At 61.4% G+C, this 13,523-nt stretch carries 12 protein-coding genes; 3 read left to right on the top strand and 9 right to left on the bottom strand.

Annotation, left to right across the window (positions count from 1 at the left end; genetic code table 11):
• Nucleotides 1-71: 71 nt before the first annotated feature.
• From MFF07_RS00760 to MFF07_RS00750, 3 genes are all read right to left on the bottom strand, one after another.
• Nucleotides 72-296, bottom strand: coding sequence for a hypothetical protein (locus MFF07_RS00760; protein WP_373322211.1), 225 nt, complete (start codon nt 294-296; stop codon nt 72-74).
• A gap of 38 nt (nt 297-334) precedes the next feature.
• On the bottom strand, nt 335-703 hold the full coding sequence (locus MFF07_RS00755; protein ID WP_147817387.1) for a DUF6481 family protein: 369 nt from the start codon (nt 701-703) through the stop codon (nt 335-337).
• Between the two features lie 108 nt (nt 704-811).
• Complete coding sequence (locus MFF07_RS00750; RefSeq protein WP_147817388.1) at nt 812-1,021, bottom strand: cold-shock protein; 210 nt, start codon at nt 1,019-1,021, stop codon at nt 812-814.
• 404 nt (nt 1,022-1,425) lie between these two features.
• On the opposite strand from MFF07_RS00750, the gene MFF07_RS00745 reads away from it, so the two are divergent.
• Complete coding sequence (locus MFF07_RS00745) at nt 1,426-1,677, top strand: hypothetical protein (protein ID WP_147817389.1); 252 nt, start codon at nt 1,426-1,428, stop codon at nt 1,675-1,677.
• A gap of 277 nt (nt 1,678-1,954) precedes the next feature.
• Here MFF07_RS00745 and MFF07_RS00740 read toward each other — a convergent pair whose 3' ends face one another.
• The 4 genes from MFF07_RS00740 to MFF07_RS00725 form a co-directional block, all read right to left on the bottom strand.
• Nucleotides 1,955-2,164: a cold-shock protein gene (locus tag MFF07_RS00740; protein WP_147817390.1), complete on the bottom strand. Its 210-nt coding sequence runs from the start codon at nt 2,162-2,164 to the stop codon at nt 1,955-1,957.
• Nucleotides 2,165-2,459: 295 nt separating this feature from the next.
• Nucleotides 2,460-3,518 (bottom strand): hypothetical protein, encoded by a 1,059-nt coding sequence (locus tag MFF07_RS00735; RefSeq protein WP_238230366.1) that lies wholly within the window; start codon nt 3,516-3,518, stop codon nt 2,460-2,462.
• Entirely contained in the window at nt 3,515-5,122 is a 1,608-nt protein-coding gene (locus tag MFF07_RS00730; RefSeq protein WP_238230363.1) for a DUF3696 domain-containing protein, read from the bottom strand. The genes MFF07_RS00735 and MFF07_RS00730 overlap by 4 nt, the downstream gene beginning before the upstream one ends.
• Nucleotides 5,123-5,337: 215 nt before the next feature.
• Nucleotides 5,338-8,205, bottom strand: coding sequence for a bifunctional acetate--CoA ligase family protein/GNAT family N-acetyltransferase (locus tag MFF07_RS00725; protein ID WP_238230361.1), 2,868 nt, complete (start codon nt 8,203-8,205; stop codon nt 5,338-5,340).
• Nucleotides 8,206-8,852: 647 nt separating this feature from the next.
• Between MFF07_RS00725 and MFF07_RS00720 the strand changes: the two genes are divergently transcribed.
• Together MFF07_RS00720 and MFF07_RS00715 are read left to right on the top strand one after the other, a co-directional pair.
• On the top strand, nt 8,853-9,278 hold the full coding sequence (locus tag MFF07_RS00720) for a Ros/MucR family transcriptional regulator (RefSeq protein ID WP_147819340.1): 426 nt from the start codon (nt 8,853-8,855) through the stop codon (nt 9,276-9,278).
• Between the two features lie 204 nt (nt 9,279-9,482).
• Nucleotides 9,483-10,259 carry a restriction endonuclease gene (locus MFF07_RS00715; protein ID WP_238230526.1) on the top strand — a complete coding sequence of 259 codons (777 nt, stop codon included), beginning with the start codon at nt 9,483-9,485 and terminating at the stop codon, nt 10,257-10,259.
• Here MFF07_RS00715 and zwf read toward each other — a convergent pair.
• Nucleotides 10,248-11,786 (bottom strand): glucose-6-phosphate dehydrogenase, encoded by a 1,539-nt coding sequence (gene zwf / locus MFF07_RS00710; protein WP_238230359.1) that lies wholly within the window; start codon nt 11,784-11,786, stop codon nt 10,248-10,250. The two genes, MFF07_RS00715 and zwf, sit on opposite strands and share 12 nt — an antisense overlap.
• 76 nt (nt 11,787-11,862) lie before the next feature.
• Nucleotides 11,863-13,440, bottom strand: coding sequence for an efflux transporter outer membrane subunit (locus tag MFF07_RS00705; protein WP_373322210.1), 1,578 nt, complete (start codon nt 13,438-13,440; stop codon nt 11,863-11,865).
• Between the last annotated feature and the right edge of the window lie 83 nt (nt 13,441-13,523).

Genomic DNA, 13,523 nt, shown 5'->3' with positions numbered 1-13,523 from the left:
ACCCTCCCCCAGCGGGGTGAGCGACCGGACAAAAAAGAGCCCCGCATCGGTGATGCGGGGCTTCTTTCGTCTCAGTGGGCTTCGGTGATCTCGTCTTCGCGCACGGCGCGCTCGGCGAAGCCGGAGCGGATGCGGTAGGAGACCTCGCCGGTCTGGTCCGCCGGCATCAGGCGCACGACCTCTGAGATGTCGCCGAAGCCGGCCTTGTCGTCGGAGAACGACGGGCGCGTGCGTTTCACGCGCTGGCCGAGCTTGAATTTGTGGGGCACGGAGCCCTCGCTTTCTGGTTCCAACATGGTTCGGGCGCCGCCCGGAGGCGGCGCATCACAGCGCCTCAGCGGCGCAGCTTGATCTTGGCCTTGCGGGCGGCGTAGCGGGCGTCGCGTTCGGCCTTCTGCGCGGCCTGGGCCTCGCGGGCGCGTTCGGCGGCGGCCTCGATCTCGGCGGCCTTGCGGGCGATCTCGGCCTGACGGGCGGCTTCGACCTCTGCGGCCTTGCGCTCTTCCTCGGCGATCCGGGCCAGTTCGCGCTCTTCGGCGCGGGCCTCACGGGCCTCGGCGATCGCCTTGCGCTCGGCGTTCCGAGCGATGACGGCCGGATCGTCGGCACTGGGGCGCTTGCGGAAGCGTTCCACCATGGCCTCGCGGGCCTTCTGCTGCGCCGAGAGACGGTCGTCGAGTTTGTTCTGGCTGATGAAGCTCACGTAGGGTCCTTGTAGCGGCCGCGGCCCGGATGGCCCGACCTGGAATGGAACGGTTGCAACAAACGAAGAAGCCGCCCCGGACGGAGCGGCTTCGGAGTGGCTGTCGGATCAGGCGCTCTGGAGCGAGCCGGCCGACTGCTTGCCCGAGCGGCGATCGGTCTCCATCTCGTAGGAGATCTTCTGGCCTTCGACCAGGCTGCGCATGCCGGCGCGCTCGACAGCGGAGATGTGCACGAACACATCCTTGGAGCCGTCGTCAGGCTGAATGAAGCCGAAGCCCTTCTGATCGTTGAACCACTTGACGGTGCCGGTGCTCATAGTCGTCCTTGTCGCTTCGCAGGAAATCATGCGTAGTGCATCGGCCACCCTGTGGGGGCGAACCGTCCGATAACCGATAGAAGTCGAGAAATTCCGAACCGCCCTGCGAAGGCGTACACGGCCCAAATTCCGGGCTTAGATCGATGGTGGATCAGTAGACCTTTGTGCTCCGCGCGGCAAGAGCGGGGGAACGGTTGCCCGCGACCCTGCGGGATTTTATCGGCACATCGCGGGCCGGGACGTGTTATCTCCACGCACCCTCTGCGCAATTCGGTGCCTTGGGCGACGCCGGGACCGCCACCATCCGCCACGCTCGGATCCGCGGCTTCACGGCTTTTGATTTGCCGCGCCGTTACGCGACGCTCCGGATGAGCGCGCGCCGCACGGCGCCTGGAGGACTGACCATGGCACAGAACACCCCGAACGGTCGGACGCCGGGCCTCTCGATGGCCGAGTTCAACGCCCGCGCCAAGAAGATCGCCCTCTCCACCGGCGAAGTCGAGAAGGGCTCCGCCCGCCGCTCGCCGCCCTCGCGCTTCCGCCGCGACACCAATGGCGGTGTCCCCGCTGCCCCGAAGCCGGCCGAGAGCGAGCCCGAGACCGAGACGAACGAGGGCGCCGAATCCGGCGAGAGCGCTGAGTCCAGCGAGAGCTGAGCCGCCTTTCTGTCCTTGCGGGCGCGGCGGCGCGATCCAGGCCCCCGCCCGCGACGGACCACCGGACGATCAGGAGCCGCCCCTCACCGGGCGGCTTTTTCCATGGGCAACTCGCAGGGGCCCCTCCTCTCGCGGCGACGAGATCCGTCCGGAACCGTCCCTCGCCCCCTCCCCGCCCGGGAGACCGACCGCACCCCGAAACGAAAAAAGCCGCCCCCGGAGGGGCGGCTTTCCTGTCATACGCCGAGCCCCGAGGGGTTCGGCGCGGTGTCGCGGTTCAGGCGGACTGGAGCTGCGAAGCAGCCTTCTTGCCGGAGCGCTTGTCGGTCTCGAGCTCGAACGAGAGCTTCTGGCCCTCGACGAGGTTGCGCATGCCGGCGCGCTCGACGGCCGAGATGTGCACGAACACGTCCTGTCCGCCGTCATCCGGCTGGATGAAGCCGAAGCCCTTGGTCTCGTTGAACCATTTCACGGTACCGGTGGTCATGTAGAATCCTTAGAATCTTCGCAGGCTTGCAACGTGTAAGCGCCCCGCGCGAACGCGGAAAGCCGGAGATACCGATAGGGGTGGAAACGACGGAACCGCCCTGCGAAGGAGTCACGGCCCGGAAAGTCCGGCCACAGATCGATGGGTAGGAGATGGGGTGCTGGGGCGGGAAGGCAAGGAGGGGCATACGACGTATTGGTTTGCTGAGGTCTGCCGCCGGAACCCACGGACGAAGGTTCCAACCGCACCAAACTGGGCTTTCTAAATTTACCCAATTTTCTTCAGCCGCAAGTAATCAAACGAATTGTCTGCGCGGGCATACGCCCATCCAGGCAAATTTCGCTATCGCTTCACCAAAAAAACAAGTCCATGGGCTCGATCTTATTATCGAACGTAGCTCGTTTAATGCTGCATTGTCAGACATCAATTGAGGTATAACGTGTGTTCCAAAGCCACGGACTTCGAAGGATTGATCGTTTAATCCTGCGTCTTTTATTTTTTGCACTAACCAACTTTTGTCAGACTCATCTTTTATATCGCTAAGTTGTTGGTGATCAATACCATTTTTGATATCTAAGTAATGCCATAGTCTAGGTATTATATTTTTAGACTCTATATTCGTTTGAAGATTCAATAAGATCGACAATTCAAATTTTCGCTCTACGGAACAAGGTAGAAATCGAATAACTTCGACAGGGACCATATTTTCAACTTCTCTACAGAAGAAAGAAAACACTTTTGCAAATGGCCAGTTTTCATCTTTTATAATCTTATTTAGCTGGTCTGTTTTTTTTGCAACTCGCTCTGACGGCGCATACTTGTCCGTATCTACTATTGTGCAAATTATGCGACCATCCTCGATTTCTTTCTTCAAGACCGCAGCAGTGCGCTCGCCACCTCCATGTTGGACAGTGAACGAAACCTTCGGTATGTTGTATACGTCTACAATATTGTTGATAACCCAAGTATAGAAAGCACCGTCAGATACTGTATCTTCAACAAGTAGAACTGATTTATCCAGTAGATTTTTTCTAGCTATTGACGAAAAATTGATCTCTATAGCTCTTCCGGTCTCTCGAATATTTTCGTCAATTTGACTAACGACGCGCACGTATTTTTCGGAAGATCTAAGTAGATCTCCGGATTGAGCATAATCGCTAGCAATCTGCGTCAGCATTGCTCGATCAGCAGCGCCTAAAATACCTAATCCAAGTAAATCATTAACTAACTGACGTCTAATAATAAGTAAATGATTTCCGCGCCTATGAGATCGAATTAACTCACTCAGTGTATCTTGAAAAGTGGCGCTATCTGGATCAAGCGAAGATAGATCGATATCGAGATGAATAATCATTTTGCTAAATTAGCCTGAAAAAAGCCATATGGCCAATTCAACAACTCACCTTCCGAGCCGAATTTTGACACTTTTACCTCGGTACTTCTACTATCGTCTTCTTTTGGCTCAAAAATTAACACCTGAACGTCTTCGGGCGACAGCTTTTTAAGAGCGATCAATTCACCCAAGCGATTTACAAGAGCTTCACTATGCGTTTCAATCAGGAATTTTAACCGAGAAGATCGCTGGCGTGCTCCTTTTTCATCAGAGGCCTCTCCAACTAATGCGTCGGCTAAAAGAGCTTGATGTGCCGGATGTAGATGAAGTTCCGGTTGTTCAATGGCAATCATCGAGACGTCGCGACTTGGACGCGAGGTGCGCCCGAACCGAGAACGATTCACTGCCCACCAAATTTGGGCTAACACTGGAAGAATTTGTGAAACACCGTATCCGGTATCAACAACATTTGTTACAGTTTTTCCTTCAACTAGATTGATCGTCAAATGGCCAACCGTCCGAGACAATCTGATTCCGTATCCGTATAAATTGCTTATCCAATTTGAAAGATCTAAAATTTGTGATTCGGTCAGCGAATTAAGAAACATTGGAAAATTCTTTCCGTCCGAGTCTATTTCAGATACTGATAAATCTTGATATCTATAGTATCTTTCAGTTCTAGCGCGTGCGGGTCCAATGTATAAAGACTCAGTTATAGTAGATCTGACTGATGTTGAAGCTGCATTGAATGCAGGAACAAACCGATTTAGCCAGAACAGGTGATTCAAATCGCTGTAAAGCTGGTCATTTGGTTCATTACCCAAATTATTAAGCAGCTTCTGCAACGATCTTGTAGATACTCTGGCTGCTTGTTTTTTTATATTTTCAACAGTAAAAGAGGGCATGAAAAATAGGCCCTGTATATGATGCCTAAGTTGATTTGGTTTGATTCTTTTATCAAGCATTGGCGCTAATAGACGTGCGGCTGCATCTATTGCAGGCGCGCCAAATCTAGTAAATAAGCCAGTTTGAGATGAGTTTTCTGCTTCTCGCCAGATTACAATTTCCGGCAAAAGCGCTCCTGTGGGAACTATAACTCTGTGATTTCCAAAGCTATCTATACCCTCACGATCATTAACTAAGATGCTTGTAAGCTTGCCACGATCGTCAAAGGTTGCCTTATAGTTTATTCCATCATTATTGAATGAGTATTCGGCTTGAGAAAGCCTTGTTTTTTCTTGCTGAGTGCCAATCGAAACGTTTAACGTCACGTCTTTAGATATAATCTCTGGACCTGTCCCAAATACCGGATAGGAGGGATCTTCGACATATATTCGAGGCTGTCTAACTGTCACTTTATCAAGATTAAAGATAAAAGAAATATTCTTTGATTTGTCGTTGTTATGCACGGCCCCTTCAAAAGAACCAAAATCAACATAATCGCCATACCACAATATAGGCGCGCTGGTTCTTGTTAGTATTGACTGGCGCAGAAGTGGAAACGTACGCAAAAAAGAACTTTTACCACTACTATTTCGTCCTACCAAAAGCGTTATCGGAGCAATATCTACGGGTATGATATTTTCAAGGCGTCTGAAGTTTTTTAACCCAAATTTAGCAAGCATGGAAAACCCAAACTGTTTTTGCGCCTGAACGCGGCATCTAAAACGCCACATTTACAGCGAAGAAAAATCATATGGCTCTACATACCTTGTATCGCTTCCTTTTGGCAATTGGAGGCAGCTAGATGTCATAACCTGCGCCTGTGGTTTTATAACAACAATCAAAATATCGGAAGTTTAAAATATAATATTTAATTTAATTTCTTTTTTATAAATCTTCAGATATCTATTTGCATTTTCAGAGTATTAATATCAGAGTGGTCAAGTATTGATCGAAAGCCAACTCTTTTACAAACCGCCAACATAGCCCGATTCTCCGCCAGCACACTCCCCTCCACCCGCAAAATCCCCTCGGCCTTCGCCCAGTCCAGCATCATCCGCATCAGCGCATAGCCCAGCCCCACGCCCTTGATGTCCGAGCGGACGAGGATGGCGAATTCGCCGCTCTCGTGGTTGGCGTCGGCGTGGAGGCGGACCGCGCCGAGCATCCTTTCGGAGTTCTCGTCCGCATCGAGGGCGACGAAGGCGATGGCGCGGGCGTAGTCGAGCTGGGTCAGGCGGGCGAGGAAGGCGTGGTTGAAATGGCGGATGGGGGAGAAGAAGCGCAGGCGCACGTCCTCCGGGTCGATCTCGGCGAAAAAGGCGGCGAACAGCCCTTCGTCTTCGGGGCGCACCGGGCGCACGCGGATGGCGCGGCCCTTCAGGCTCATCTCCCGCTCCCACTCCACCGGATAGGGGCGGATGGCGAAGCGCGGGTGCCAGGTGGGCCTCTGTCCGCGTGAATCTGTCGGGCGCAGGGGCGTCTCCCCTCCCCCCTGTGGGGAGGGGTTGGGGGGTGGCTCAGACGGCACCGCGGCGCTCGATCCTGCACCACCCCCACCTCCTGCCTCCTCCCCACAAGGGAGAGGAGAGAGCGGTGGCTTCGACCGAGTCATTTCCGATTGCGCGCGAAGGCGGGGCGGTTCGGGGGCGACGCGGATGCGGCCGTCGAGGCCGAGCACCCCGTCCGCGTCAGCGAGCAGCGGGTTGATGTCGAGTTCGCGGATCTCGGGCAGGTCGGCGGCGAGCTGGGCGAGCTTCACCAGAACGAGGGCGATGGCGTCGAGATCCGCCGCGGGAACATCGCGATAGGCCTCCAGCCGCCGCGACACGCGTGTGCGAAGAATCTGGTCGGCGGCGAGGCGGAGGTCGAGGGGCGGCAGGCCGAGTGCGCGGTCGTCGATGACCTCGACGGCGGTGCCGCCGGTGCCGAATACCACCACGGGGCCGAAGGTCGGGTCTTCCGCCAGCCCGACGATGAGCTCGCGCCGGTTGCCCCGCGGCACCATCGCCTGCACCGCGAAGCCGGTGATGCGCGCCTCCGGCCGGAGCTTGCGCACGCGGGCGATCATGCGGGCGGCGGCCTCGCGCACGTCGGCCTCCGAGGTGAGGCCGAGGCGCACGCCGCCGACATCCGACTTGTGCACGATGTCCGGCGAGACGAGCTTCAGCGCCACCGGCTCGCCGCGGGCGATCATCGGCCAGGCGGCCTCGGCGGCGGCATCCCCATCCGGCGCCAGCAGGCAGGGCTGCATCGGGATCGCATAGGCGCCGAGCAGCGCCTTGACCGCGAGGGGATCGAGCCAACTCTGCCCGGCGGCGAGCGCCTGCCGGACGAGCCGCTTCGCGGTTTCGAGGTCGGGCTTGAACTCTTGCGGCAGCGAGGCCGGCGTGCGCATCAGGTTTTCCTGCGCCTCGCGGTAGCGCACGACGTGCAGGAACCCGTCGACCGCGTCGGAATCCGTGGCGAAGAGCGGGATGCCGGCCTTCGCGTAGACCGCCGCCGCCTCGGCATCCTCGCCGACGGACACCGCGAAGACCGGCTTCTTGCGGTCGCCTCCCCGGCGCGCCTCGGCCACCGCGCCGGCCACCGCCTCCGCCGTCTGCCGCGCCCCGGCGCGGGCGGTGGGGACGTGGACGCAGAGCAGCGCATCGTTGCCGCGGCAGGCGAGCAGCGGCCCGAGCGCTGTGGCGTATTCCTGCGCCTCTGCGTCGACGCCGAGATCGATCGGGTTCGTCGAAGTGCCGTGGCGGACGGAGGCAATGGCCTCCAGCGTCTCCGGCGAGGCCTCGGCGGCGGTGCCGCCCTGGTCGGCCAGCCTGTCGGCCGCGAGCGCGCCGATGCCGCGCCCGTTCGCGACGATCATCAGCCGCCGGCCCGGAAACGGACGCTGCCGGCGCAGGGTCTCGGCGGCGGAGAACATCTCGTCGAGGGTGTCGACCGCGAGCAGCCCCGCCCGGCGGAAGGCGGCCGCATAGACCGCATCGGGCCGGGCGAGCGCGCCGGTATGGGTCTGCGGCTCCTCCGCCTGCGCCTCGTGCCGCCCGGTGCGCAGGACCACCACCGGCTTCACCCGCGCCGCGGCGCGGGCGGCCGAAAGAAATTTTCGGGCGTCGTCGACGCGGTGGAGCGAGAGTAGGATCGCGCGGGTGTGAATGTCGGCGGCGAAGTGATCGAGCGTGTCGGCGGCGTCGACATCGGCCGAGCGGCCGGTGGTGAGGATTGCCGAAAAGCCGACCTCGCGCCGGTGCGCCCAGGCCGCGATCGCCGAGGCCACGGTGCCCGACTGCGTCACCAGCGCCAGATCCCCCGCCCGCGGCGGATGCGCCAGCAACGTCGCGTTGAGGTTCTTGCCCGGCACCGCCAGCCCGATGCTGTCCGGCCCGATCAGCCGCAGCCCGTGCCGCCGCGCCGCGCGCCGCGCCGCGCCGATCGGCTCCGCCTCGCCCCGGCCGAGATGCGCCGACAGCACCACCGCCGCCGCCGCGCCACACGCCCCAGCTGCATCGACGATAGCCGGCACGGTCTCCGGCGGCGTGGCGATCAGGACGAGGTCCGGCGTTTCCGGCAAGGCCGCGAGATTCGCGAAACAGGGCTCGCCGTCGATTTTCTCGTATTTGCGATTGACCGGCCGGATCGCCCCGGCGAACCCGCCGGCCCGAAGCGAATCCATCACCGCGCGGCCGACCGATCCGTCGCGCTCGCCGGCGCCGACGATGGCCACGCTTCGCGGCGCGAGCATCGCCGCGAAGCCGTAGGTGCTCATGGTGTTGCCCGGATCTGCATCATGGCCGGCATGGCGTGGTGGTCCCGGTACGCATCCTGGCGAACACCATGCCTATCTCCGTATAGCATGCAGCAGTACCAGCGTTTCGTGCGAATTGAACACCTCGCGTCAATGCTCTCCCGCAGCTTCGAGACCCTCTCGGCCACGACCCACTCACCGTGTGTCGCCCTGCGTCGCGTCTTCGAAACATCACGTGATTTCAACGTTTTGGCCGATCCGGCAACAGTTGCGGATGGCATCCCTCCCACCCGCCATCTCACGGCATCGTGAGCGCATTTCGCACGGGCGGCCCTTTCCCGCCTCGAAGATTGCGGTTCTCATGAAATATCGTCAGATCATGACTCCCGATTTTTCATGCGCCGAAGCAGACCGTGAACATTGGATGCATTCTCCAATAACGATAGGAAGATCACGGACTTACGCGCAGCCTGCGATGCCGCCGCCTGACTGATATGATATGTGTACTATTAAACATTTTGTCCTTAAGTTGCCGAATTGATTCGATCGGTCACAATCGGACTGCTGGATTTTTGTGTCGAGATCGTTCATCAACGCTGCATCATACTGATAGCGGGATCGCCTCTGCCCCGCCACGACAATGCGCGCCATGGGAAGGACCGGAGACGATGACGAGCGATACGGACACTTTGCTGGATCACGTCGCGTTGACCCGCGACATCGTCTCGACCTTCGTCGCCAACAACTCGCTGCAGCCAGCCGAATTGCCTGGGCTCATCACCGCAATCCATGCCACTTTGCAGCAACTCTCTGCGCCTCAGGCCGCCCTCCCGGCTGAGCGGCCCGTACCGGCCGTGTCGGTCCGCAAGTCGATCACGCAGGACTATCTCGTCTGTCTCGAAGACGGAAAGCAGTTCAAGTCGCTGAAGCGGCATCTGCGCAGCAAGTACAATTTAACGCCGGATGAGTATCGCGCTCGCTGGAACCTTCCGTCCGACTATCCAATGGTGGCGCCAAGCTACGCCAGCGAGCGCTCGCAGCTCGCCAAGGCGATGGGCCTCGGCAAGGAGCGGCGGGCGATCGCCGCGGAGTAATGGCGCCATCCACAGCTGTTTGGAGTCTGGACGCGCTGCTTACCTCCTTCTCAAGGCCCTGATAAGTCGGAGGAAATCGGAGAAGGGGACGCTCCTAGGGCCGTGCCACCCGTTTTCTGCGAGGCTCCCCGTTAGCGGTGGCGAAATCGGGATCTGAGACGGTTGCGCATCCTCGCCTTTGCGCGGGCTGCCATCGCTCAGGTCATGTCCGGTCGATCCAAGACGGTCTCCCATCTGTTCTGGACCTCCGTCGTCGGTGGAGGTTTCGCCCTGTTCCACGGCAGGCCCGCGCTTCTCGCCACACTTGGCCTGCTCGCGGCGATCGTGCTCTATCGCCTTGATCGGCCACGCAGATTCCGCGCCTTGGTCCGCAGGATCGCTAAGCGCCACGCGCGCATCCTCGCCCTACGCCGCCGCCAGGAGCGCTTCGTCGATGCCTACGGCAACATGGTCGAGGACCGCTGGCTGCGTGAGCGCGATTACTTCATCGAGCGAAGCCTTCTACCCAAAATTGAGGCGCGCGGCTTCGCGGATTACACCGAACCACGCTGGGACGACATGGTCGCCATCGTCGAGCGCGCGGCCTCCGCATTCCGCCTGCCGGCCGAAACCGACATGCCTGAGGACGGTATCGCCTACGAGCGCTACTGTGCAAACCTGCTTACCCGAGCCGGCTGGCAGGCCCGCCCGACCCAGGCCAGCGGCGACCAGGGCGCCGACATCATCGCCGAGCGCGGCGGTGCCCGCCTCGTCGTGCAGTGCAAGCGCTACGCTAAGCCGGTCGGCAATGGTGCCGTTCAAGAGGTCGCTGCGGCGGCCCGGCACTGGTCGGCCACGATGGCCGCCGTAGTCTCCAACGCCGGCTTCACGCCCGCCGCCCGCAAGCTCGCGGCCACCACCGGCGTGCTGCTCCTCCACCACGACGATCTTGCCGAGCTACATCCGATGCGTGCGGTCCGCAGATCGCGGCTACCGGCTTGATTCCTCGCGCGTTCCGACCGGAAGCGGGAGCCACCGGCGCCCATCGCGCGCGAGCAGTTCGTCGGCTGCCGTCGGCCCATCGCTGCCGGCGGCGTAGAGTTCGACCGGGGCAGATTTCCAGGCTTCCAGAAGCGGCTCAACGGCGGCCCAGCCGGCCTCGATGTTGTCGGCACGCTGAAACAGCGTCGCATCCCCCGTCATGCAGTCGTAGAGCAAGGTTTCGTAGCCGACATTCGGCTTCTCGTCGAAGAAGTCTTTGTAGAGAAACGAGGTTTCGACGCGGCCGAGGCGCATTTGCGGGCCCGGTGCCTTGACGTTGATCTCGGTAGTCTCGCCGGCATCCGGGTCGATCTGGATGCGCATGACGTTGGGCGCGACGTCGTCCGTCGGTGTATCGCGAAACAGCCGGTAGGGTGCTGGCTTGAAATGGACGGCGATCTCGGTGAGGCGGCCGGACATACGCTTGCCGGTGCGCACATAGAACGGCACGCCCGCCCAGCGCCAGTTCTCGATCTCGAGCTTGAGCGCGACATAAGTCTCGGTGCTCGATTTCTCGTCGACATTCGGCTCGTCACGGTAGCCGGCGACATCCTTCCCGTGTTCCGTTCCGGCTGCGTACTGGCCGCGCACCGCCTGATCCGGCTGGATCGGCTTAACGGCTTCCGCGAGCTTGGCTTTCTCGGTCCGCACGGCTTCGGCATCGAAGGAGTTCGGCGGCTCCATCGCAACCATGCAGAGCAACTGGAACATGTGGTTCGGCACCATGTCGCGGAGCGCCCCGGTCGGCTCGTAGAACGAGCCGCGCATCTCCACGCCGACGGTCTCCGCCGCCGTGATCTGCACGTGGTCGACGTATTCCCGCCGCCACAGCGGCTCGAACAGCCCGTTGGCAAAGCGGATCGCCATGATCGACTGGACCGTCTCCTTCCCGAGGAAATGGTCGATCCGGTAGAACTGGCTCTCGTCGGCTTGACGTAGGATCCGGCCGTTGAGGGCTTTCGCCGAGGCTAGGTCCGAGCCGAAGGGCTTTTCGATCACCACGCGGCGGAATGCGTCGTCCGTCTGCTTCAGCAGGCCGGCCTTGCCGAGGCCGTCGACCACCGGTCCGAAGAACCGGGCGGCGACGGCGCAGTAGAAGATCGCGTTGCCGTCGATCTTCTCCGCAAGCGCTTGATAACTTTCGTCTTTCTCGAAGTCGCCCTGGAAGAAGTGCAGCCGGTCGGCGATGAAGCCCCAGCTGGTCTCGTCGATCTGGTCGGCGTGGAATTCGGCGGTCTTGTCCTTCGTGAAGGACTGCATGGTGTCGGTGAGATCCTTGCGCCAGCCCGCGTCGTCGTTGGCGTTGTGGTCGACGCCGATGATCTTGAAATCCCGCGAGAGCAGGCCGCCGCCGGAGAGGTTGTAGAGAGCCGGCATCAGCAGACGCTTGGTGAGATCTCCGCCGGCGCCGAAGATCACCAGCGTGCAGGCCGGGGCCGGCGCGATGCCGGATTTGGAGGTGTCTTTCAGGGGGGCGTGCTCGGCCAAGGCTGGCCTCCGGATCGTTGCTGCGGCGCAAAAGCCGTCGGTCAACGGGTCAACCGTAGCCGCGTTCCCCGCCGCCTCACTCCTCGGTCCGCACCGACTGGCCGTGATCGATCGGCAGGTCGAGCGCCCTCTCCTTCAGCTCCTCGCCGGTGGGGAGGGAGCGGGCGTCCCAGCCGCCGCCGAGGGCACGGATCAGGTCGACGGCGGTGGTGAAGCGGTTGAGCTTCACCTGTAGGGCGGTGACCTCGTTGTTCACGAGGAGCGCCTGGGCGGTGACGACGGTCGTGAAGTTCTGAGTGCCGGCGCGGTACTCGTTGAGGGTGATCTCGACGGCCTTGCGGGCGGACACGACGGCCTCGTCCTGTTTGGCCTGCTGGCGGGCGAGGATACGGATGCCCGACAGGCCGTTCTCGACTTCGCCGAATGCGGTCAGCACGGTCTGGCGATAGGTGGCGACCGAGGCATCGTAGCCTGCACGGGTCAGCTGCAAGGCGGCGCTGCGGGCGCCGCCGTCGAACAGCACCTGCGTGCCGGCCGCGGTCAGCGCCCAGGCGGCGTTGGTGGCGGAGAAGATGCCGTTGCTGGTGAGGCCGGCGAAGCCGCCGGTGGCGGACAGCGTCACCGTGGGGAAGAAGGCTGCGACCGCGACGCCGATCTGCTCGCTCTGCGCCTGCACGAGGCGTTCGGCCTGCGCGATGTCGGGGCGCCGTTCGAGAAGCTGGGAGGGGATGCCGACCAGAACCGCGGGTGGGCGGTCGGCGAGCCGGCCGACCGGGATCCCGAGTTCGGACGGCGGCCGGCCGATCAGCGTCGCGAGCGCATGTTCGAAGACGGCGCGGTTGAGGTCGGTCGCGATGACCTGCGCTTCCGTGGTCTGGAGCTGGGTCTGCGCGGTGATGACGTCGGAACGAGCCGCGACGCCGGCATTGTATTGGTTCTCGGCGATGCCGAGGCTGCGCTTATAGCCTTCGACGTTCTCCTGAAGGACCTTCTTGAGCGAGTCCTGGTAGCGGAGCTGCAGGTAGGTCGTCGCGAGCTCTGCCTGGATGCCGAGCCGCACGAGGCCGAGGTCGGCCGCAGAGGCCTGCGCGCTGGCGACGTCGCTCTCCAGTTGCCGCCGGATGCGCCCGAACAGATCGGGCTCCCAGGTCGCCTGGCCCTGCAGCGCGTAGGTCGTGCGCTCGGCCCCGGCCGTACGCGCCCGCGTGATCGTCGGCGCCCCGATGACCGTCGGAAATAGCGCCGCCCGCGACTGCGCGACGAGGGCGCGGGCCTGAGCGTAGTTCGACACCGTTGCGCGCAAGTTCTGGTTGTCGACATCGACCGAGCGCATCAGGCGATCGAGGGTCGGATCGCGCAACACCGTCCACCAGTCGCCGCGCACGGCACCGTCGTTCGGCTGCGCCGGCCGCCAATTTTTTCGGCTCTGGACCCAGGCGACGCTGTCCTCTCGCATGCCGCCTTCCTTGAACCCCAGCGGAGTCTCCACGGACGGACGCGAGTAGTTGGGCCCAACGAGGCAGCCGGAGAGGGACGTCGAGACCACGCAGGCAATGCCGAACGTCAGGATGCTGCGAGGCTTCCGCGCATCCCCTCTCCCCGCACGCTGGGAGAGGGCTTTGCCGGCCTTGTCGTCGGCAAAGCGAGGCGGCATCCGAAGGTGAGTGGGCGCTTCCGGAGTGGTCAATCCTGCAGCCGCCCCCTCACCTTCGCCCTTCGGGCTTGTCGCGCCGACGA

This window comes from Methylobacterium thuringiense (assembly GCF_022179645.1).
GTDB classification, from domain to species: domain Bacteria; phylum Pseudomonadota; class Alphaproteobacteria; order Rhizobiales; family Beijerinckiaceae; genus Methylobacterium; species Methylobacterium thuringiense.
The sequence above is the reverse complement of the archived record's forward strand: the minus strand, read 5'-3'. Positions and strand labels throughout refer to the sequence as shown.

Bases quoted from the DNA above. Each gene is read 5' to 3' on its own strand.
- MFF07_RS00760 (WP_373322211.1), bottom strand. From the start codon at position 296: ATGTTGGAACCAGAAAGCGAGGGCTCCGTGCCCCACAAATTCAAGCTC.
- MFF07_RS00750 (WP_147817388.1), bottom strand. From the start codon at position 1,021: ATGAGCACCGGCACCGTCAAGTGGTTCAACGATCAGAAGGGCTTCGGC.
- MFF07_RS00745 (WP_147817389.1), top strand. From the start codon at position 1,426: ATGGCACAGAACACCCCGAACGGTCGGACGCCGGGCCTCTCGATGGCC.
- MFF07_RS00740 (WP_147817390.1), bottom strand. From the start codon at position 2,164: ATGACCACCGGTACCGTGAAATGGTTCAACGAGACCAAGGGCTTCGGC.
- MFF07_RS00735 (WP_238230366.1), bottom strand. From the start codon at position 3,518: ATGATTATTCATCTCGATATCGATCTATCTTCGCTTGATCCAGATAGC.
- MFF07_RS00730 (WP_238230363.1), bottom strand. From the start codon at position 5,122: ATGCTTGCTAAATTTGGGTTAAAAAACTTCAGACGCCTTGAAAATATC.
- MFF07_RS00725 (WP_238230361.1), bottom strand. From the start codon at position 8,205: ATGAGCACCTACGGCTTCGCGGCGATGCTCGCGCCGCGAAGCGTGGCC.
- MFF07_RS00720 (WP_147819340.1), top strand. From the start codon at position 8,853: ATGACGAGCGATACGGACACTTTGCTGGATCACGTCGCGTTGACCCGC.
- MFF07_RS00715 (WP_238230526.1), top strand. From the start codon at position 9,483: ATGTCCGGTCGATCCAAGACGGTCTCCCATCTGTTCTGGACCTCCGTC.
- MFF07_RS00705 (WP_373322210.1), bottom strand. From the start codon at position 13,440: ATGCCGCCTCGCTTTGCCGACGACAAGGCCGGCAAAGCCCTCTCCCAG.